The sequence below is a fragment of the Mesorhizobium sp. NZP2077 genome (assembly GCF_013170805.1).
Taxonomy (GTDB): domain Bacteria; phylum Pseudomonadota; class Alphaproteobacteria; order Rhizobiales; family Rhizobiaceae; genus Mesorhizobium.
In genome coordinates this window covers 6,916,538-6,936,245 of sequence record NZ_CP051293.1, presented here as the reverse complement: position 1 = coordinate 6,936,245, position 19,708 = coordinate 6,916,538, and the positions used below count along the sequence as shown (strand labels likewise).

Here is a 19,708-nt window from a genome sequence, read left to right as displayed (position 1 = left end):
GATCTGGAAAGCTCGGGCAGGATGACGAAAGGTCGCTACGATGCGCCTCGGCGACCTGGAAGATTGGCGATCCCTCGTCCTTGTTGATGGCAATGATTACCTTTGAAGCCATCATGCCCGCAAGGTGCTGAATGGCGCAGGAGATGACGACCTCAATGCAAACATCAGGTGCCATGACCTTGCCGTTCTGGCCGACCTGCCAGTCGTTTGGCGCATAGCCGGCGTCGACAGGAAAACCTTTTGGAGCCGATTCTCAACGAAGCTGGAGAGGCCGGGGTCGGCTGCCGCCGAGACATGCTTGACGGACAGTCGAATTGCCTTGGGAGCTAACGGGAAAGAAGCCGCCGCCCGTACGGCAATGACCTTCCATGGATCGGTCGACTGCACGGCCTGGATGGCGTCGCTGGCAAGGATCGGGCGCTTGAAGGTGTCGGGCGAAACCACGGCGATGATCTCCGACACCTCCATGACGACCAGGAGGGCGACCCGCGGCATCACGTTCTTGCCCATGGTGGCCGCCGGCGGGACCAAATCTCATGGCCCTCGGCGAGCAGCACAATGCGCACGCCCTTGAGCTTTGCGGCGGCATCGGCGGCTGCTTTCGCGCACCTCCCGGCGACCAGCACGTCGACTTCCGAACCGATCTAAAGCGCGGCAGTGAGTGCCTTCGCGGTTTGGTCGGAAAGGCTCTGGTTGTCGTTTCGGCAACGAGAAGAATCGCCATCTGTCTGTTCCTTCCCAAATCTCAGAGCCCGCCGGCTTCGTTCTTGAGCTTTTCGACAAGTTCCCCGCCTTCTTGTTGACGCCGGCCCTGCGGCCGCCAGGCTCCTCGGACTTGAGCTGAGCCTTGACCTCGGAAGACGCCGGAACGCGAATTGACGTGAACCCGGGCGTTATCGGTTCGACAGCATAAATGAAGCCGTGGTGCACTGCGTCGACCCGATAGAAAAATGCTCCATAGCTTAGCTAGGCACGAGGAGGACGTCTTTCATCTTCTCTTCACTTCACTTCGCTCTTTCTTTCGGATGGCGTTGAAGGCGGATGCAATTCGATCCGCTACGTGCCGTAGTATCTGCCACTTGGCTTTGGCTCCGCCAATATAATGTTCCGAACGGTGCAATCGCGCTTTTAGATGGCTAGCGCCGGCTGGATCCGCACCGGTGAGGCCAAGGCCTATGTGAGCCTTTCCATCGCCGCACCTGTATTCGGCCCGCAAGCCATACGCCAATCTCGGCCGCGCCGCCAGTCAGGACGATGACGACGCTTACGCGTCATCTGGAACACGGTCGACTGACCGGCTAGCGAGGGCCGCGTTTCCCGTCGAACCTCGCGCGCCCGAAGGGGCCTCGAAAACTCCCGCCCGACTCTTCGCCCGTCACTGAAGCGATCTCGCTCGTCCACAACCGCGATCCTTGATCGCCTGCTTCATCACTCGACAGTGGTCACCATCCGCGCGACAGCTACCGGCTTCGCGAATGCGTGGTTCCGGCCTGTTGCAGAAGGCCGGAACGACGACGCTCGAGACCAACGCGAGATGATCGGCTTTGCCGAGGCGACCTGGACGCAAATGCTCTCCGGCTGGATTGGCTCACATGTCCGGATGTTTGTTTTTTCACGGCATTCCAGAATCACCATTCTCGACAATCTGAAATCGGGCAAATCAAGTTGGAGCGTAGGTGGGAGGAAGCTGTACCGAGACGATCTCTCCGCACCGGTTGCCGGCGATGCCTTGAGCAGAGTGTGGCCGCGGCCTTATGCATCGTATCGCCTTGCGGACGCAGGCGCCCGGGTCATCAAGGTTGAAAAGCCCGAAGAGACTTTGCCCGAAAGGGCTTGCCTGGACTTGAGGTAGGAGGCGGAGCGCGACGTCCTGGAACCGCTCATCGCCGTTTGCTGACGTCTTCTTTAGAACCCGAAGCCGGGCAGCATCGAAGACTGGGATCGCTTTCCGCGGCGATCACCTGCGACCTGCAACACGACTATAGCACCTAAAACGGTGGGCGCCGGCGTGAGCCACCTGTCGTTGCGCCTACGGTGCTACAGCTGCGCCGATGGCAAAGACGTCACTCTTCTCGGTCCAAAAGGACCTCTAGGTTGGCGGCTCGGCAGGGCCGCGATGGGCAGGGTGTCGAAGCGGAAGAGGGTGCTAGGCATAATGGCGCATGCTCCGCTCAGGCCCGGCCCGTTTGCGCCCAACCGAGTCGGTCCGATGCGCCGAAGAAGGCGGCTAACGCCTTCTGCCATGTATCCTGGTATGGCGTGCCTGTCGTGACGCCATCGAATATTTCGATGAGGATTATCTACCCCTGGTGACCGGCTGGACATTTCCTGAGACAAAGCCTGGGTGAGCGCTTCGGTGCGGTCGTGGTCTATTTCTTTTCGGCTGAGGCAGCCGCCAGTGCCGGCATGCCGAGCAGGTCGCGGCAACGGCGAGCTTTTGCGCCCGGTGGGGATTGCCAATAGCTGAAATGAACCGAACCGTTCTCGATTAGGCGGTTCTTGGAGATGGCTACGCGATGTGTGTAGCGCCCAGCCGAAGAGAAGGCCGGAGGAGTGCCTCGAGAGACCCCCATGCCGGCCCACGATACAATTCAACGCGGATGGTGAACAACTGTCGCAAAAGGTTTAACAAGTATATAAAAATATTACAAATATTTTCTTTAACTATACCTCTTCACATGCAAAACTCGACTAAAATCGGAAATAACATAACGGAAAGAAACATAGACGGAGAAAACGATATGAATGATAATGTTGGCAAGACTGTTGCTTCATCAGAACTTGACTCATACTTCAGCGAAGATTACGTTCACTTTGGTGATGTGGTAAATCCGCCAAAGACAAGCGACCAGCAAGTGGGGATAATTTGGAATCTTCTCTCTCTTACACAAGGCAGCCCGGTTCTTGAACTCGGGTGCGGATATGGTCGGATTTCCAACCGATTGGCGGAAAAAGGAGCACGGGTAACGGGAATGGATAGGTCCGCGATCCTCCTAAAAAAAGCCGAAGCGGATGCGGCCGAACGCGGAGTAGATGTCGAATATGTTCTGGGCGACATGCGCTCAGTTCCCTGGCGAGATCGATTCGACGCGGCTTTTCTGTGGTACACGACCTTTGGCTATTTCGATGATGCGGATAATGAGAGAGTTCTTCGGGAAGCCGCTTCTTCGCTTCGAAAGGGCGGGCGTCTGCTAATCGATAACCCCAATCGCTTCGAGTCCCTGCGCCACGAGGTTCCCGTGTGTTCCGTTGTGCAGCGTAACGACGACGTACGAATCGATATATTTAGCAACGATGTGCTACGCGATCGGGAGAACCTCGAAAGGATTATCGTCCGCGATGGACGCGTTAGACGAACGCACCTTTCTTATAAGCAGTATGGGTTTTCTGAATATGTTCGCATGCTGCAAAGCGCGGGGTTCGAGACTGTTGAAGCTTATGGGCAGGAAGGCGGAGCATTTACATCCGATAGCTCGCGCCTCATGGTTGTCGCATACAAATAATACCTACGGCATAACCTAGCTGCACTGCGTGCCCGAAAAACCATTCGCAGGCCAGCGGCGAAATCCCTCGTTAGACGCCGCATCTTAAAGGATTTCGGCAAAACTCATGGTTTTTTGGGCCTTTGCGCGTTAGCCAACATTACGCCTTCGAGAAGGTAAGCCAATTGATCGCCTCCTGCGATCGACGTTTACCAAGATAGGAGAAAGCTGCTCATGCCCACATCTAGTCAACAGGGACGCGTACCTGGATTTAGTCAGCAGGAATACCGCGAGCGCACTGCTCGGCTGCGACAGCAAATGGCGGCGCGCGGAATGGATGCGCTGCTTGTCATGGACGAGAATAATATGAATTACCTCACCGGCTATGACGGATACTCGGAGTACGTTCCGCAGCTCGCTCTCGTGTGTCAAGAAGATGAAGATCCGTGGCTGGTTTTGCGCGAAATCGACACTTTGTGTGCAACACCCACCTCATACCTACCGCAGTCGCGCATTCTCAGTTATCCAGAGAAGTACATTGGCTCGAGCCAGCGAACGGCATGGGAGCCGATTGGCGATCTAATCCGCGAGCGCACTAAGTCGAGCCGAATCGGGGTCGAACTGACGGCCAAGACGTTTGGAGTGAAAGACCATGCCGCCCTCGGTAACAGCTTGGACGCATCGAAGTTTATCGATGCCGATGGAATGATTGCTAAGCTGAAAAAGGTAAAATCACCAGCCGAGCTTGCATACATGGAGCAAGCCGGCAAGATTGTTGATAGGGCCATGCAGGTGGGCCGGCTCGAGATTGCTTCTGGAGCGCGCGAATGTGACGTGGGCGCCGCTATAGTGAATGCTTTGGTCAAAGGCACTCCGGAAATCCCGGGGGGAGTTTGCCAGTTTCCAACTATGCCGGTTGGCTCTCCCGCCAACGCACCGCACCTTTCGTGGTCCGACGCAAGCTATAAGATGGGCTGTCAGACTAATTTCGAAATTGGCGCTTTCCGACACCGCTATGCCTGCGCCTTGTCACGGACAGTTTTTTTGGGTGAGCCGACCGCTCGGGCCCGGCACTTACATCAAGCCGCTTTGGACGGTTTCCTCGCAGAGGTCGAAACGATACGGCCGGGAGTTACGTGCTCTGAAGTTTCGCAAGCGTTCCAGCGCGCCTTTAAACCATACGGCGTGCGTAAGGAATCCAGGAGCGGCTACTCCATCGGCCACGGTTGGGTCGACAGCGGAATCAGCTTCCAGGAGGACGATGACACCGTGATTGAACCCAATATGACCTTCCACGTCCTCATCGGCATTTTTGAGAAGGATGACGGCTACGTCTTCAGTGAGACTGTCCGAGTGACCGAGAACGGCGCGAAGTCGCTAAGCAGCATGTCCCGTGACCTGCTGGTAAATTGCTGACTTTTCAGGATTGCAATGCCAGCGTAGCGCCAATACGTTGCGCCGGCAAAGGGTTTCGCTCAGGGGAGAGATTGATTCACGGCTTCCGAAAGGAGGCCGTTGATGAGTCGGGATTATTTCTGGCTTAGCGAGCAACAATTTGCGCGGCTTGAGCCATTGCTGCCGACCGATACACGGGGCAGGCCGCCCGTTGTTGACCGCAGTTGTGGCCCCTGGGTCGATGTGCAAACCGTCTTCGGGTCGAGGAAGGCCTCTACAACCGCTGACCTGATGTGGTGGACGGCCTCCGGTCCCGGCATCGCAATGTGCCAAAGTGTGGCCGTCGAAATCCAGTCGCAGACGATGTGCGGACCGGCTGCACCGGCATGCCGTCGTCATCAAAGCTACCTGCCTCAGGGAGCATGACCGTCTCGTCCCCGAGCACATCTCAGCCATCACCATCTTGAAACGCGATGGCACCATCCGGGAGATTATATTGGCGATCTGAAGGCCATATCACGCATACTTGGAGAGCAGCAGTTCGTACTGCATCCGCCCGTCAACATGTCCGGCAGAAATCGAGCAAAGCAAGTGCAGATCAAAGACGTCCTCCTTGCGCCCGGCAATGGTGCATTTTTCTATGACGACCACGTTGCGATCAGGGCCGGCGTCCCGCAGGACGGTTTCATCTATGTGGGCGAACCCGTCACGCCCGGCTTCAAAGCTATTCGCGTTCCAGCATCTTCGCTTAGCGTCGGGCTGATTCTTACCGACGACACAGCTGTCTGGGGCGATATGATGAGCGTCCAATACTCTGGTGCTGGCGGACGCGATCCTTTGTTCGACGCCGACCGAATCTCGGATCTGAGTTCGCAGATCGTGACACGGCTTCTTGATGTTGACGCGCTTCACTACCTTGGTGCGTGCGCGAAGGTCTTCGAGCCTCTAGAGCATAAGCGACTACCTTTGGCTGTTGAGTATGGCGTCAGCCAGGCCCTCCTTCGCGCGGCGGCCCATCTTCACCGCAAGACGATGGCGGAGATAGTATGCAGTGAATTTGGCCTGCCGCTGCCCACGCGCAGGGTTCCAATTTACTGCCAGAGCGGCGATGCCCGTGAAGTCAATGTGGACAAAATGATTTTGAAGGCTGTGGATGTGCTTCCCCACGGCCTGATCAACGCAGGGCAGAAATTCGGCGTCGACGGCCAAACGTTCATGGAGTTCGTGAAGTGGGTTGCAACGCGTACGCGCCAAATCGGTCGCCCGGGGTATCGTCCGGTGCTTCACTTCGATGTGTACGGCTGGATCGGCCAGGAAATCGGCCTGGAGCCGCAACGGATCGCCGACTTTATTTGCAGGGTAGCCGATACCGTTCCGGGTTTTGCGATCAACATCGAGTCCCCGGCGGACTTTGGTTCTACACGAGCTCAGATTGAGAATTATGCCCGGATCGTATCGATCCTGGATGACCGGGGTTCCAGCGCTCGCATTGTCGTGGACGAGAGGTGCAACACACTTGAGGATATCCGCCTCTTTGCCGAAGCGAGGGCCGCGCATCTCATTCAAATCAAGACGCCCGATGTCGGCTCATTAGTTGACACGGCACGTGCCGTGCTCCTCTGCAAAGAGAACAAGGTAGGGGCGTATGTCGGAGGAAGTTGTACCGAAACGGATCTCTCAGCACAGGCTTCAGTCCACGTCTCTGTAGCGACTCAGGCCGACATGATGCTTGCAAAGCCGGGAATGGGTGTTGACGAGGCATTCTCAATAGTTGGGAACGAACAAAATCGGCTGCTGGCGATGCTAAACCATCGTCGGATTCGAAGCGAAGACGTTAGATGAAAATAGGGTGTCGCATGCAGAAGTCTCTTGAGGGTATCACCGTCGTTGCTGTGGAGCAGGCGGTTGCTGCGCCTTACGCTTCGTCTCGCCTTGCTGACGCTGGCGCCCGGGTGATCAAGATCGAGAGGCCCGAAGGGGATTTTGCCCGAAATTACGACAAGTTGGTGCGGGGTCAGAGCGCTTACTTCGTCTGGCTAAACCGGGGTAAGGAGTCGGTCTGTCTGGACTTGAGAACTGAGGGGGACCGCGCCGTCCTGGACACGCTCATTGCCGGTGCCGACGTCTTTATCCAAAATCTGAAGCCGGGCAGTATCGAAAAACTGGGGTTCGGGTCTAAGGATCTCCGTCGGCGATTTCCGCGTCTGATCACCTGCGATATCTCCGGTTTCGGCGTCACAGGGCCGTACTCCCATTTGAAGGCCTATGATCTCATCGTCCAGGCCGAAACTGGTCTGTGTGCGATCACCGGGACGCAACAGGGGCCCGCCCGTGTGGGTGTGTCGGTTTGCGACATCTCGGCAGGCATGAACGCGCATAGCGCCATTCTTCAGGCGCTATATCACCGCGAGGTCACTGGCGAAGGGACAAGCATCCAGGTGTCACTGTTCGATGCCGTCGCCGACTGGATGAACGTGCCGGTTCTTCAAAACGACTACAGCGGCTATCACACGGTGCGCGCAGGCGTGAAACACCCGTCGCTCGCGCCATATGGTGCCTATCGCTGTGCCGACGGCAAAGAGGTCATCTTTTCGGTTCAGAATGACCGTGAATGGGTGAATTTTTGCGAGAAGTTCCTGAAGCTGCCGAAGCTTATACGCGCACCTGGTTTCGCCGATAATATGGAGCGCCTCGTTCACCGTGCGCAACTTGATGAGATCATCGAACGGCGCTTTTCCAAACTGCAATGCCACGAAGCGATGCAGGAGCTTGAGGCAGCCGGGTTGGCATATGGCCGACTGAACGAAGTCGCGGATGTTTCAAAGCACCCACACATTCGCAAGGTGCAGGTCGGAACACCCGAAGGGACCATCGAGACGATCGCTCCCGCGGCGATCTTCAACGCTGAGCACCCCTTGCTGCGCCCTGTCCCGGCTCTTGGCGCTCATACCGAGGCTGTCCGCGAGGAGGTTCTGGTACGTTTGCGCGAAAGAGCCGCATCGGCGTGAGCGTGCGTCTTGTCGGTAAGGCCGGTGTGCTCACGATCTATAGGAGAGCGTGTGTACCTCGGATCATCCAGCGAATCGGCGGCCCTGCGAGCTCGCTAAAATCGACCGCAGAGGCGACTCCATGATCAAGGACACCTTTCCGGCCATTGAAAGCGCTATGTCTGTACCCCGCTGGAGATCCCTGCTCTTCGTTCCCGCTCACGTTCCGCGCTTCGTTAAGACGGCCCATGAGCGGGGTGCAGATGGCGTCATTCTCGACCTGGAGGACTCTGTTCCCCAGAATCAGAAGGGCGAGGCACGGCGGCAGCTCCAAGAATCCGTGACAAAAGTGGGTCGCAACGGCGCGTCGGTTTTGGTCCGGGTGAACCGTGGCCTGCGCGCGCTGGCTGCCGACCTTGAAGCAGCGATCTTCGCAGGCGTTAATGCGCTTGTCCTTCCCAAGGTGGAGTCGGCCGAGTGGGTGATGGAAGTCGCTGATGCCGTGACGGAACTTGAGCACGAAAGGAATCTTGACGCGGGAAGCGTTCGGTTCGTCGCCCTGATCGAAACTCCGGGGGCATTGACGAGACTCACGGCAATAGCTTCGGCCCATCCACGGATGGCCGCGATGGCGCTTGGCCCGGAAGATTTCAGCGCGGCCGTTGGCGGGACACCAGGTCCGGAGCTTCTTTTAGGACCGAACCTTTCGGTCTTGTTCGCCGCCCGCGCGAGAGGTCTGCTGCCTCTGGGATTCGTTGGAAGTATCGGGGAGTTCTCGGACACGCAGAAGTTCCGCGATGTCGTCATACAGGCAAGGCGGCTCGGTTTCGTCGGAGCGTTGGCAATTCATCCGACACAAGTTGCCATCCTGAATGAAGCCTTCTCCCCTAGCGCAGAGGAGTTCGAGTGGGCCAACCGTGTGCTCGCGGCCGAAAGGGATGCTGCGGCAGAGGGTAGAGGTGCTTTTGCCTTGGACGGAAAGATGGTCGATGCCCCGGTTGTCAGGAGGGCCCGTGAAATCATCGCCATGGACCCGAAAGCCGAGTTGGGCGTTTGAACGGCTGATTTAGTCCAGACTCGGACGACACGACACGAAGGTGCTCCTTTTGCCTCGGCCGCGGATTGCCACGGCGATTGCTGCAGTGCGGCACAATTATTGCTTTCTCGCCATCACTTTTCGAGATAGATAGGGGGAAATTGGGGAAAGTGCCTCAGTTGGGCTCTTCAAGTTATGGAAATTAGGCAGTTAAAATACTTCGTCGGCGTAGTCGAAGCAGGCAGCTTCACGAAGGCCGCTGCGTTCCTCAATATTGCTCAGAGCGCTCTGAGCCTGCATGTGCGTCAGTTGGAGGAAGGTTTCGGCACTCAGCTGCTGATACGCGACAGGACCGGCGTGAGCGTGACGGCGTCAGGAGCCAAACTGCTCGAACGAGCGCGGGCAATTCTCAAGGAAATTCGACTCACCGAGGCGGAATTGACCAACACAGCCGCTTCCCCTGCCGGGGAGGTGACCATTGGCATTCCGTCCGGAGCCGCTCGCGTGCTGAGCGGCCCCCTGCTCGAATCAGTGAGAGCCGAACTGCCGAGGGTCTCACTAAAGATGATCGAGGGTATGACGGGACCGCTGGAGGAGTGGATGGCTGCTGGCCGCTTCAATCTGGCAGTTCTCTACCGCACTGCGGATAGTGTGGCACGAATGACAGTCTTGGCGCGCGAAGAGCTCTGTCTCGTGGTGCCGTCAGGTGAACCGCCTTTCGAGGATTCGATATCTCTGGCGGATCTACATGCGTTCCCGCTCGCGGTTCCTATGCGCAATAATAATGTCAGACGTTCGGTGGCTGACGTCGTCGCACAACACGGTTGCGCGCTGGACGTCAAGTTTGAAGTGGACTCGCTCTCAACGATCATCAACATGGTTATAGAAGGAAAAGCCCATTCTATTCTCGCCCCCTCGGCCGTTCAAAAAGAAGCCTCTCAAGGGCTGGTTAGGACGGTCAAAATCGTCGATCCGGTGATCACCCGTTCCGTCGTGCTTGCCGTGAATCCCAAAGATGAGCGTTCTGCAGCCGTCTCCGCGGTCCGCAAGCTCATCCCCAAGGTCGCTAGAGAATTGATTGAGAGTCGGGCCTGGGCAGCCGCGGCACCTGACGCGGCCTGAACTCTTCACCCTATTTGGCAAGGCTATGTCTTCTTGTGGCCATCAGGATCAGATCGATCTGGATTCCAGATGGATTTCGGCAATATTCGATATTTGACCTGCCCCGACAATCGCGATGAAATTGGGTTCAAGCGAGTTCAGCGGTTCGGTGTCGAATGGCGCTCGTATGGCAAAAATTCACACAAGTGGAGCACGCGATGTCAGACGCCAGGAGCCACGAGCTCTTCATCAACGGCAAATGGCGGGCCGGTGGTAGCAGAGCCACATTGCCGGTGATTAATCCGGCAACGGAGAAGGTATTTGCCTCGGTGGCCTCGGCGACGGTGTCGGATCTGGATGAGACCCTCGCTTCGGCAGAACGCAGCCGCAACGCTTGGTCTTCACGGCCTGCAAAAGAGCGTGCCGAAATCCTGGTAGCAGCCGCAAGAGTCTTGGCAACGAAGATTGAAGCAGCAGCCAGGGACCTGTCGGCCGAACAGGGAAAGACGATTGCCGAAGCGACAGGTGAGTACACGCGCGCCGTTGAAACGCTGGAGTGGAACGGCAGGCATGCCGAAGAGCTGTCGGCCTCGATTCCGATGGCCCCGAACCGGATGATCGTCCCGGAGCCGCTCGGTGTCGTTGCTGCGTTTACGCCCTGGAACTATCCGGCCGTTCTCATCGCCCGCAAGCTTGCCCCCGCGCTGGCGGCAGGCTGCCCGGTGATCCTCAAAGGGGCTGAAGAGACACCGAGCGTGGCTGTCCATATCGTTGAATCATTGCGCCAAGCAGGCGTTCCGGACGGCGTGGTCAATCTGGTCTTCGGCGTGCCGGTGCATATATCGCGGCATTTGCTCAGTTCGCCGATCGTGAAGGTCTTGACTTTCACCGGTTCAACCGCTGTTGGAAAACAGCTGGCCATGCTCGCGGCGAATAATTTGCAGCGCTGCATTCTTGAACTCGGTGGGCACTCTCCGGTTATAGTGTGCGAGGATGCAGACCTGGCAAAGACCATACCGGCGATCTCGGAATACAAGTTCGAGTGCGCGGGCCAGAGCTGCAATGCGCCCAGCAGGATTTTTGTCGCTCGGTCCCGCTATGAGGAATTTCTGTCCCGGATGACGGAGGCGGTCCGCAAGATCAGGATCGGCCTACCAGACGACGCTGCAACGGACATGGGTCCGATGGCGAACGCCCGGCGAATCGAAGCCATGCAGCGTCTGACCAAGGATGCGGTCGAACGAGGCGCCCGCATCGAGACCGGTGGCGCCCGCCTCGACCGACCGGGCTTTTACTGGCCGCCAACCATCCTTACGGGTGTACCGAAGGAAGCGAGAGTGCTTCATGAAGAGCCGTTCGGACCGATCCTCACTGTGGCGCCGTTCGACGCGCTCGAGGAGGCGATCGAGGAAGCCAACGCCACCGAGTATGGTTTGGCCGCTTACTTCTTCACGGACGCTGCCGATACGCAACGAAAGCTGACCAACAGTCTTTCTGCGGGAGCTGTCAGTGTGAATTACCTTAAAGGGGTTTCAGCGGATGCGCCTTATGGAGGCGTCAAACAGAGCGGCTATGGATATGAAGGAGGCGAGCAAGGGGTGCGGAGCTTCCAGATCTTGAAAATGGTCAACGGCCTCAGCTCATTTGGATGAAATCCGGTGGGAAATAGCACACGGACCATTGCTGGCAAGGACATCACAAGGAGCGTCGCCGACGCTCTTCAGTATATCTCATACTATCACCCTCCAGATTATATCCGGTCTCTTTCTCACGCATACACGCGCGAACAGAGTCCAGCGGCGAAGAATGCCATCGGGCAGATTCTGCTGAACTCCCGCATGGCGGCATTTGGGCGGCGGCCGATCTGCCAGGACACCGGCCTTGTGGTGGTCTTCGCGAAGGTTGGTATGGACGCCCGCATCAAATCAACGGTCAGTTTCGCAGACCTCGTGAATCAGGGCGTCCGTCAGGCATATCTCGACCCTGACAATCCCCTTCGGGCATCGATCGTTGCCGATCCGCTCGCCGGACGGGTCAACACCCGTGATAACACGCCGGCGGTCGTCCACGTTGACCTTGTGCAAGGTAACCAGATTGAGATCAGCATTGCCGCAAAAGGCGGCGGCTCAGAGAACAAAGCACGTTTTACCACCTTGAACCCCAGCGCCTCCGTTTCCGACTGGGTGATTGACACAGTCTCGACGCTTGGAAGTGGGTGGTGTCCGCCCGGACTGATCTCCGTTGGCATCGGTGGTAGCGCTGAAAAGGCGATGCTGCTGGCCAAGGAGGCGATGAATCAGCCCATCGATATGGCGGAATTGATTGCCAGGGGGCCTTCAGGCGCGGAAGAGGCACTGCGGATTGAACTTTATGAGCGGATTAACGCGCTGGGCATCGGCGCCCAAGGCCTCGGTGGCCTGACGACAGTCGTCGACGTTAAGGTTGCGACCTATCCTACCCATGCGGCGTCCAAGCCCGTGGCGCTCATTCCGCAATGCGCCGCCAACCGGCACCTGAACTTTACCTTGGATGGCTCTGGACCAATCAGGCTGGAGCCGCCCGATTTGCGCGCATGGCCCGACATTGGAACCGACGAATTGAGTCCAGCCGGCGTGCGAAGAGTCAACCTCGATGCGTTGACCAAGGAAGAGACGGCATCGTGGCGCTGTGGTGAAACGCTCCTTCTGTCCGGCAAGATGCTGACAGGCCGTGACGCCGCCCACAAGCGAATGGTCGAGTTGATCGACGCCGGCAGGCCGCTTCCGTTCGATCTGAAGGGACGCGTTATCTACTACGTTGGACCCGTCCGCGCCGTGAGGGATGAGGTCGTCGGACCGGCTGGCCCAACAACCTCCAGCCGCTTGGACGATTTTACAGAGAAGGTGCTCGCCGAAACTGGGCTTTTCGCGATGGTGGGTAAAGCGGAGAGAGGACGGGATGCCATCGAGTCGATTGTAAGACACAAAACGCCGTATCTCATCGCAGTGGGCGGGGCTGCCTACCTGATATCAAAATCAATCAAGTCAGCGCGGCTCATTGCCTTCGAAGACCTGGGCATGGAAGCAGTCTATGAATTCGAGGTGCAGGATATGCCCGTGATCATGGCTGTCGATGTTGAGGGAAACTCCATTCACAATTCCGGGCCTCTTGAGTGGCGCAAGCGCATGGCGGCAGACGGCATCGCACGCAACATCGGCGTTTGAGCCTTCCGACCAAGCTCGGTTGGTTGGCGTCAATTCCATTGTTGACAACGGCTAAGAGCAGAAGGTCATGAAGTCGAAACCCAATCCTGCGCGCCTGGACGCTTGGGACTTCCGGATTCTCTCAGAAATTCAGTCAGACGGCCGGATTTCAAAAAGCGAGCTTGCAAAACGAGTTCATCTTTCGGCGTCGGCCTGTTCGGAGCGGCTCCGTGCACTCGAGGTCGCAGGGATTATTGAGGGGTTTTACGCGCGGCTGAGTCCGGCCCTCATCGGCGGCATGGTCTTTGTCATGGTGGAGGTCGTGCTGGAACGTCATCGCCTCGAGGACCAAAGACACTTCGAGACTGCGATCGGAGAATTTCCGGAAATCCTGGATTGCTGGGCTATCGGCGGGCGGATCGATTATCTGATGCGCGTCGCATCTCCTTCTATGGCTGCGTATCAGGGTTTCATGGAGGGACTGCTGCAGGCAGGCTTGGGGATCGATCAATATTACAGTCTTGTCGTGACCAAGCCAATCAAGTCCAATTCACCAATCCCCTTGTCCGCACTAAGGCGACGGTAAACGCCGACGCCTTCGTTTCCACGGCTTTTGGTCCCGATTCCGCGAATTCGTCGGCGAAGGACGTGCATTCCCGCGAAACTGGAGAGGCGTTTGCGGTATGCTAATTGCTAAGGAGGCGGCCGGCCGAGTGCCCTCCGCCAATCCATCGCGAGGAGAGGGACTATGCGGTTGAGTAATCTGGGAACCGAGCAACTCAGAGAGAAGGATCGAAGCTTCGTCTTTCATCCGTCTACGCATCTGGCCAAGCACAGCCGAGGCGAGACCCCAAATCGGATCATGGCCGGTGCGGAAGGCGTGTACATCTGGGATACCGAAGGCCGAAAGAGCCTCGACGGTTTCGGTGGGCTCTACTGCGTCAATATGGGATATGGCTGCACGGAAATTGCCGAGGCCATTGCCCGGCAAGCACACGAATTGCCGTTCGCCCATGTCTATGCAAGTCAAGGAACAGAGCCAGTCGCCCTCTTGGCAGAGGCCGTGGTCGAGTATTTTGGTCAGAACATGCGAAGGGTCTTTTTCGGCCTTTCCGGCTCCGACGCCAACGAAACCAACATCAAACTGGTCTGGTACTACAACAACATTCTAGGCCGTCCTGAAAAGAAGAAGATCATCTCGCGACATCGCGGTTATCATGGGTCTGGGCTGGTCACCGGGAGCCTGACAGGCCTTGCCTTCTTCCATAATTTCTTCGACCTGCCGCTAGACTTGGTACGCCATACCACGACGCCGCACCACTATCGCCAGGCGCATGACGGCGAAAGTGAGCAAGCGTTCTCGAAACGCTGCGCGGATGAACTTGAAGCCCTTATCCTGGCTGAAGGCCCGGAGACCGTTGCAGCTTTTATTGGAGAGCCGGTGCTTGGGACAGGCGGTATCGTTCCACCCCCAAAAGGATACTGGACCGCTATTCAAAGCGTGCTCGACAAGTACGATATCCTGCTGATCGCTGACGAGGTGGTTTGCGGGTTTGGACGAACCGGTGAGAAATTCGGTTCCCACCTCTATGGCATGCGGCCGGACTTCGTGACCATCGCCAAGGGTTTGAGTTCCGCCTACCTGCCCATCTCCGGGTCAGTCATTGGCGACCGCGTCTGGTCGGTCCTGGAACAAGGAACAGAGAAGCACGGCGCCCTCGGCCATGGCTGGACATATTCGGGTCACACGCTTTGCGCTGCGGCCGCGCTCGCCAATATTCGACTGCTAAAGGAAAGAAATATCCTGGAGCATGTCGGCGATGTCGGCCCGTATTGGCATGCCCGCATGAACGCCGAACTGGCGGGACACCCCATCGTTGGCGAGGTTCGTGGTGTCGGAATCCTCTCCGCCGTAGAGCTGATGCGAGATCCAAAGCAGAGAATACCGTTTGAATCCGATCTTCAGGTCGGGGTTCGAGCCGCCGCTGCTCTGTTCGAGAATGGTGTCATCGGCCGTGCCATGCCACACGGCGATATCCTCGGCTTTGCCCCGCCTTTGATCATCACTCGGAAGGAGATCGACATAATCGTCGACGCAACCGCGAAATCAGTCGAGACGACCTATCGCGCGCTGAAGGCCGAGGGTGCGATATGAACATGCGAGTGCCGACGGAAGCGAGCCCCGGGTTCGACGCCGTCCCGGGTAAAGTGGTCCCTGGGAGGAACTTTCCCACGGACCAAGCGCTTTGACGTCAGCCTGTCGTTAGGGCTGGTCGCCCACGGTGTCCCATTGGTGAAGGCGGGTTGACAGCGCATTACGCGCCGAGCCGACCGAAACTGCTAAACTTGAGCCGTCAGATTCTAAGCATGCTTCGGATACCTTCGATCGCAAGCGATAACCAAATCAGTTCTGCCGCCGCTGTCCTGTTGCCCAACGACCAGGGTGTTTGTGCGGCGCGCCCTGCCGGTGTACCTCCCCGCCGGCAGGGCGCCTTTTTTGACCCGCCGGATCTGGGTGCCCCCCTAGATCTGCGTGATTGTAGCGCGTCCGCAATCGAAAGTTCGAGAAGGAGGTCATCTGCATACCCGGATGGCACATCAAGCTTCAATATTTCTACTACACTATGGCAACCGCCCACAATCGCAGCTTCGGACCAGCGGCTTACGGCAGCCGGCGTCGAGGTCGCATGCACCTCCTTTCCTATGATCGAAGGTCCGGGGAATAGTCACCGCGGTGAATATTCTTCAGCGTCGAATATCTCGGGGGCGAGTCTCCTCGCCGTAGCTGCCAAGAAGCCAGAAAGTCCCTGGTTTAATTGAAAACAGCCGCAGGAGAAAATGCAGCTCGTCTTCGAAACTTTGCTGGAACAGTTGTCTTTGAGCGTTGATGAAGTCGACTTCCATAACGCGCTGGCGAGCGCAGCCGGCGCTTTCGACATTCCCGCATTCGCCTATCTGTCTCTGGTGTCTGATCGCGTCACAAAACCCACGCTGATATCGAACTATCATTCCGGCTGGACGTCGCACTACTTGCGCCACCAATATGAAAGGATCGACCCGGTCATAGAATGGGCAAGGTGCAGCGAATGTCCCTTTCAATGGGGACCGGGATTCGGCCATGCCGGCACTTCAAAGCGACAGCAACAGCTTTTCGATGAGGCTACCGAATTCGGCATCTGCTGCGGACTGACGATTCCACTTGTTGATCGCCGCGGCGGTGTCGCTGCGATGACCTTCGCGGCAGACAGGCTCGATCCAACCTTCCTGCGCGTCGCCGAGCAATATGAGCAGGCGCTCGAGATTATGGCGATGTGTTTTCACATTGGCGTTCGCCGCAAGCTTTCGGGTGGTCTGGCGGTGGATGGTGTTTCGTTGACGCCCCGTGAGTACGAATGCCTGGAGTGGACGGCGAAGGGCAAGTCCGCCTGGGAGATCGGCTGTATCTTGGGGATCAAGGAGCGCACGGCCGCTTTCCATTTGGACAATGCCAAGAAGAAGCTCGGCGTGCGCACCAAAAATCAGGCAGTGACACTACTGGCCTCCTCACGATCATCAATTCTCTGAGGGACAGAATCCCTCTTTGATCTACCTGTGCAAATGCACAGGCAGTCGCGGCATGAAGGTTCGCCTCCAATGGCAGGGTCATACCTGCGAGGAGACCATCATGATTGAGCTTATTGCGCCCGGCTGGTACGGCGCCTTTGCCGACGAACTTCACGAAATGCACCGCCTGCGCTACCGCATCTTCAAGGAGCGACTCGACTGGAACGTGCGCACGACGGGCGGCTTCGAGATCGGTTCATTCGATTCCCTGAAACCGCACTATCTTGTGTTGCGCGATTCCGCCGGTCGCGTCGGGGGCTGCGTACGCCTCCTGCCCTCGACAGGGCCGACGATGTTGCGAGATGTCTTTTCGAGGCTGTTGGAGGGAAGAACGGCACCCGAGCAACCAAGTGTCTGGGAAAGCAGCCGATTCGCCCTTGATCTTCCACCGTCTGCACCGAAGGGCAGTGGGTGTATTGCTGTCGCGAGTCCTCGCTGGCATGATCGAGTTCGTTCTGTCGCGGCAGCTCACCCATATCGTCACGGTTACCGATTTGCGCATGGAGCGAACTCTGCGCCGCGCCGGATGGCCGCTGGCCCGGATCGGTCCGCCACGACAATCGGCACCACGCGCGCCGTTGCCGGCTGTTTGGATGTCTCAGAGGCGAGCCTTGCTGCGGTCCGCCACAGTGGCAGTCTTGGCGGTCCCGTACTGTGGGCGCCGGTGCTCTGCACGGGCGCCTGACATGGCTATGATAGGTAATGACGCCGACTGGCCGGACTGGCAGGATGAGAAATCTTATCGCTATACGCGGCACCTGACGCGACGCGGCTGGGCCTGGGAATTCCTGCGGCGCAATCCGGCATTCCAGCGTGACTGCAGGCACGCGCTTGAGCACGCAGAATTTGCAGAAAGGTGGTTCGAGGTAGAAGTGGTGAGATCGTCGCTCGATCTCACGCAGTGGGGGCTCCTGTTTCGCAAGCTCGTTGAGGCCTGATGCGGCTGTGTTCTGGTGCTCCCGCCAATGCCCGCATGTCCTGCCGGTCATTGCGAAAAAGGCACTGTCGCCCGAAACGCTTTCGTTTGATCTCGCTACATTGCCATGCCGGGCGGCACTCATGATCACGGCGGACGGTCGACAGCACGTCATGCTGCGAAATGCTCACCGGGACCTCCAACTTGTCGTGGAGGGCGCGGAGGTTTTGCGCCCCGTTCAGCTTTCCGTCGACGCGATCTTGCCCGCCGATCGGATGAGGCAGCACCTGAATGCGCTCGAATGCCTCAATGCTTTTCACGCGACTGGACAATTTCCCGACAGGCTGTTTCCCCCCGAAGCGCGCGCTAGCCGTCTGCGCTTTGTTCTTCAGGCGCTCGACGGCTCGCTAGGCGGGGCATCGCATCGCCAAATCGCAATGGCCCTGTTGGCTCGACAACGCGTCCAGGCCGACTGGACGGATCCGCGCAACCACCTTCGCGATCGAATCCGCCGTGCCGTCCGGCGCGGTCACATGCTCATGGATCGTGGCTATCGGGATTTCCTCGTCTAAGATGATTGGAATAGCTCACCTGGAGTCGGTCGGCGCGCGAACAGTTCTTTGTATCCAGTCGTAACCATCCAGTTTGCCCGATCGAGATGGCTGCGAACCGCCATTCGGGCGCGCTCAGGTTCTCGCATCGGATCGATGCCGAGGACGAGCTGCGCCATCTCGTCTTCGCTGGCATCGTCGGCAGACGCGTCCAGGAGCCTCATATAGATGGTGAAGTGCTCATTGTCGTAAGCGGTCAGGCTGTCCGACCAGGGGACTTCGTCTTGGACTTTGCGTTTCATCGCGACCCTCTTGCCGGTTTGGGGTTTGTTGTGATCGGGCACGGCTTCTCCTCGGTTGGCTCACCATAGCGAATAGGAACGATCGTTCCTAGAACGATAGTTCCGGTTCTGGTCCCTATCTCGCCATGGACCTCACGGAAGTCATGGCGATCAACATGCGTCGTTTGCGCCATGATCAGGACCTGACGCAGGAAGAATTGGCTGCCCGCGCAGAGCTGAGCATGCGCTATGTGGGCTCGATCGAGCGTGCTCGGGTTTCCGCAAGTGTCAGTGTGCTTGGCCGGCTCGCAAAAGCGTTTGACGTTGATCCTTGTGAGTTGATTAGGCCGCCGCAGTAACAAAGGCGATCAGTCCATCCCGGATTGCCGAAATCGATCTGGATGACGCGCAACCGCCGCCCATGAACTGAGCCGGCTTTTCTTCGACATGGTCTCGACCATACAGTTTGCTCCATGGCGCGGCTTGCCTTGTGGATTGCAAATATATCCTAAAATGGGATAATCCGAAACTGGGATTAGTCGATGAGCCGGTTCCCTTCTGGCCGGTTCATCTGATGCCGAAATCCCTTCGATCGCCCCGCCAACGCCGGCTGCTGGAACAGCTGATAGCGGCGCGCAAGAACAAGGGCTTAACCCAGGCCAAGGTTGCCGAAGCGCTTCGCCGCCCGCAGTCTTTCGTGGCCAAGTATGAGGGCGGTGAACGTCGCATGGACGTCATTGAGTTCCTCGATGTAGCGGAAGCGCTCGAAATCGACCCTTGCGAGGTTCTCGCACGTGTGCGTCGCTTGCGTGACCGATAGCTTGTGCTGCTTGGCAAGCGACAAGTCACCAAAATCGTAGCCTTGGATTTGCTGCCCCCCGGCGGCAGATGGTTCGGGCACATCGATGGCATAAACTCAATGGCTTTGACTTGCTGACCTTCGCATGGAGACCGCAAGCTGGTCTGACGAAATGCACGCAGGATCAGGGAGAAGGCCGGCTTGACGCAGGAGCAGCTTGCCGAGATCTCCGGCTTCAGCCAGCAGTACATCAGCGGGCTGGAGAAGGGCAAAGGGAACCACCATCGTCACGCTTTATGAACTGGCACAAGCCCTCCGTGTCAGCCACATCGAAGGGGTGCGACCTAACTGACCAGGATAAGCGCTATTTGGAAA

Annotated in this window: 17 protein-coding genes and 5 pseudogenes; 20 read left to right on the top strand and 2 right to left on the bottom strand. The window is 57.8% G+C overall.

Translation table 11 applies throughout. The features are described 5' to 3' along the window. Window positions 1–35: 35 nt before the first annotated feature. A pseudogene (locus HGP13_RS34040) lies at window positions 36–724 on the bottom strand (FAD-binding protein). 417 nt (window positions 725–1,141) lie between these two features. On the opposite strand from HGP13_RS34040, the pseudogene HGP13_RS38850 reads away from it, so the two are divergent. The 17 genes and pseudogenes from HGP13_RS38850 to HGP13_RS33965 form a co-directional block, all read left to right on the top strand. Then, window positions 1,142–1,294, top strand: a pseudogene (locus tag HGP13_RS38850) (DUF736 family protein); the annotation flags it as partial. 240 nt (window positions 1,295–1,534) lie between these two features. Further along, window positions 1,535–1,852 carry a CoA transferase gene (locus HGP13_RS34035; RefSeq protein WP_172234181.1) on the top strand — a complete coding sequence of 106 codons (318 nt, stop codon included), beginning with the start codon at window positions 1,535–1,537 and terminating at the stop codon, window positions 1,850–1,852. Window positions 1,853–2,741: 889 nt separating this feature from the next. Then, complete coding sequence (locus tag HGP13_RS34030) at window positions 2,742–3,503, top strand: class I SAM-dependent methyltransferase (protein WP_172234179.1); 762 nt, start codon at window positions 2,742–2,744, stop codon at window positions 3,501–3,503. Window positions 3,504–3,716: 213 nt separating this feature from the next. Then, a complete protein-coding gene (locus tag HGP13_RS34025; protein ID WP_281411312.1) occupies window positions 3,717–4,898 on the top strand; it encodes a Xaa-Pro peptidase family protein in 1,182 nt (393 codons plus the stop codon). Window positions 4,899–5,000: 102 nt separating this feature from the next. After that, window positions 5,001–5,099 (top strand): annotated as a pseudogene (locus tag HGP13_RS38270) (IS5/IS1182 family transposase); the annotation flags it as partial. 369 nt (window positions 5,100–5,468) lie between these two features. Then, window positions 5,469–6,719: a methylaspartate ammonia-lyase gene (locus tag HGP13_RS34020; protein ID WP_172234175.1), complete on the top strand. Its 1,251-nt coding sequence runs from the start codon at window positions 5,469–5,471 to the stop codon at window positions 6,717–6,719. A gap of 14 nt (window positions 6,720–6,733) precedes the next feature. After that, window positions 6,734–7,885: a CaiB/BaiF CoA-transferase family protein gene (locus tag HGP13_RS34015; protein WP_172234173.1), complete on the top strand. Its 1,152-nt coding sequence runs from the start codon at window positions 6,734–6,736 to the stop codon at window positions 7,883–7,885. A gap of 121 nt (window positions 7,886–8,006) precedes the next feature. After that, complete coding sequence (locus tag HGP13_RS34010) at window positions 8,007–8,921, top strand: CoA ester lyase (RefSeq protein WP_172234171.1); 915 nt, start codon at window positions 8,007–8,009, stop codon at window positions 8,919–8,921. Window positions 8,922–9,095: 174 nt separating this feature from the next. Further along, window positions 9,096–10,022 (top strand): LysR family transcriptional regulator, encoded by a 927-nt coding sequence (locus HGP13_RS34005; protein WP_172234169.1) that lies wholly within the window; start codon window positions 9,096–9,098, stop codon window positions 10,020–10,022. A 197-nt stretch (window positions 10,023–10,219) separates the two neighbouring features. Next, window positions 10,220–11,653: an NAD-dependent succinate-semialdehyde dehydrogenase gene (locus HGP13_RS34000; RefSeq protein WP_172234167.1), complete on the top strand. Its 1,434-nt coding sequence runs from the start codon at window positions 10,220–10,222 to the stop codon at window positions 11,651–11,653. Between the two features lie 6 nt (window positions 11,654–11,659). Next, on the top strand, window positions 11,660–13,204 hold the full coding sequence (locus HGP13_RS33995; protein WP_172234165.1) for a fumarate hydratase: 1,545 nt from the start codon (window positions 11,660–11,662) through the stop codon (window positions 13,202–13,204). Window positions 13,205–13,271: 67 nt separating this feature from the next. Further along, entirely contained in the window at window positions 13,272–13,769 is a 498-nt protein-coding gene (locus tag HGP13_RS33990; protein ID WP_172234163.1) for an Lrp/AsnC family transcriptional regulator, read from the top strand. 162 nt (window positions 13,770–13,931) lie between these two features. After that, window positions 13,932–15,338, top strand: a complete 1,407-nt coding sequence (locus tag HGP13_RS33985; protein WP_172234161.1) for an aminotransferase — start codon at window positions 13,932–13,934, stop codon at window positions 15,336–15,338. A 683-nt stretch (window positions 15,339–16,021) separates the two neighbouring features. Beyond that, window positions 16,022–16,747: a LuxR family transcriptional regulator gene (locus tag HGP13_RS33980; RefSeq protein ID WP_172234159.1), complete on the top strand. Its 726-nt coding sequence runs from the start codon at window positions 16,022–16,024 to the stop codon at window positions 16,745–16,747. 100 nt (window positions 16,748–16,847) lie between these two features. After that, window positions 16,848–17,471 (top strand): annotated as a pseudogene (locus HGP13_RS38685) (acyl-homoserine-lactone synthase). Between the two features lies 1 nt (window position 17,472). After that, window positions 17,473–17,724: a DUF6499 domain-containing protein gene (locus HGP13_RS33970; protein WP_064987292.1), complete on the top strand. Its 252-nt coding sequence runs from the start codon at window positions 17,473–17,475 to the stop codon at window positions 17,722–17,724. A 121-nt stretch (window positions 17,725–17,845) separates the two neighbouring features. Beyond that, a complete protein-coding gene (locus tag HGP13_RS33965) occupies window positions 17,846–18,274 on the top strand; it encodes a DUF2285 domain-containing protein (RefSeq protein WP_172234157.1) in 429 nt (142 codons plus the stop codon). On the opposite strand, the gene HGP13_RS33960 is transcribed toward HGP13_RS33965, so the two are convergent. Continuing rightward, on the bottom strand, window positions 18,271–18,555 hold the full coding sequence (locus tag HGP13_RS33960; RefSeq protein WP_172234973.1) for a DUF2285 domain-containing protein: 285 nt from the start codon (window positions 18,553–18,555) through the stop codon (window positions 18,271–18,273). The two genes, HGP13_RS33965 and HGP13_RS33960, sit on opposite strands and share 4 nt — an antisense overlap. Before the next feature lie 125 nt (window positions 18,556–18,680). Here HGP13_RS33960 and HGP13_RS33955 point away from each other — a divergent pair, with 125 nt between their 5' ends. The 3 genes and pseudogenes from HGP13_RS33955 (at window position 18,681) to HGP13_RS33945 (ending at window position 19,685) form a co-directional block, all read left to right on the top strand. Beyond that, window positions 18,681–18,893, top strand: coding sequence for a helix-turn-helix transcriptional regulator (locus HGP13_RS33955; RefSeq protein ID WP_027033328.1), 213 nt, complete (start codon window positions 18,681–18,683; stop codon window positions 18,891–18,893). 215 nt (window positions 18,894–19,108) lie between these two features. Continuing rightward, entirely contained in the window at window positions 19,109–19,354 is a 246-nt protein-coding gene (locus HGP13_RS33950; RefSeq protein ID WP_080680407.1) for a helix-turn-helix transcriptional regulator, read from the top strand. A gap of 162 nt (window positions 19,355–19,516) precedes the next feature. Then, window positions 19,517–19,685, top strand: a pseudogene (locus tag HGP13_RS33945) (helix-turn-helix transcriptional regulator). Window positions 19,686–19,708 lie beyond the last annotated feature (23 nt).

Excerpts from the sequence above, each read along its gene's own strand:
- HGP13_RS34035 (WP_172234181.1), top strand. The coding sequence starts at position 1,535 with ATGATCGGCTTTGCCGAGGCGACCTGGACGCAAATGCTCTCCGGCTGG.
- HGP13_RS34030 (WP_172234179.1), top strand. The coding sequence starts at position 2,742 with ATGAATGATAATGTTGGCAAGACTGTTGCTTCATCAGAACTTGACTCA.
- HGP13_RS34025 (WP_281411312.1), top strand. The coding sequence starts at position 3,717 with ATGCCCACATCTAGTCAACAGGGACGCGTACCTGGATTTAGTCAGCAG.
- HGP13_RS34015 (WP_172234173.1), top strand. The coding sequence starts at position 6,734 with ATGCAGAAGTCTCTTGAGGGTATCACCGTCGTTGCTGTGGAGCAGGCG.
- HGP13_RS34010 (WP_172234171.1), top strand. The coding sequence starts at position 8,007 with ATGATCAAGGACACCTTTCCGGCCATTGAAAGCGCTATGTCTGTACCC.
- HGP13_RS34005 (WP_172234169.1), top strand. The coding sequence starts at position 9,096 with ATGGAAATTAGGCAGTTAAAATACTTCGTCGGCGTAGTCGAAGCAGGC.
- HGP13_RS34000 (WP_172234167.1), top strand. The coding sequence starts at position 10,220 with ATGTCAGACGCCAGGAGCCACGAGCTCTTCATCAACGGCAAATGGCGG.
- HGP13_RS33990 (WP_172234163.1), top strand. The coding sequence starts at position 13,272 with ATGAAGTCGAAACCCAATCCTGCGCGCCTGGACGCTTGGGACTTCCGG.
- HGP13_RS33985 (WP_172234161.1), top strand. The coding sequence starts at position 13,932 with ATGCGGTTGAGTAATCTGGGAACCGAGCAACTCAGAGAGAAGGATCGA.
- HGP13_RS33980 (WP_172234159.1), top strand. The coding sequence starts at position 16,022 with ATGCAGCTCGTCTTCGAAACTTTGCTGGAACAGTTGTCTTTGAGCGTT.
- HGP13_RS33970 (WP_064987292.1), top strand. The coding sequence starts at position 17,473 with ATGGCTATGATAGGTAATGACGCCGACTGGCCGGACTGGCAGGATGAG.
- HGP13_RS33965 (WP_172234157.1), top strand. The coding sequence starts at position 17,846 with ATGATCACGGCGGACGGTCGACAGCACGTCATGCTGCGAAATGCTCAC.
- HGP13_RS33960 (WP_172234973.1), bottom strand. The coding sequence starts at position 18,555 with ATGAAACGCAAAGTCCAAGACGAAGTCCCCTGGTCGGACAGCCTGACC.
- HGP13_RS33955 (WP_027033328.1), top strand. The coding sequence starts at position 18,681 with ATGGACCTCACGGAAGTCATGGCGATCAACATGCGTCGTTTGCGCCAT.
- HGP13_RS33950 (WP_080680407.1), top strand. The coding sequence starts at position 19,109 with ATGCCGAAATCCCTTCGATCGCCCCGCCAACGCCGGCTGCTGGAACAG.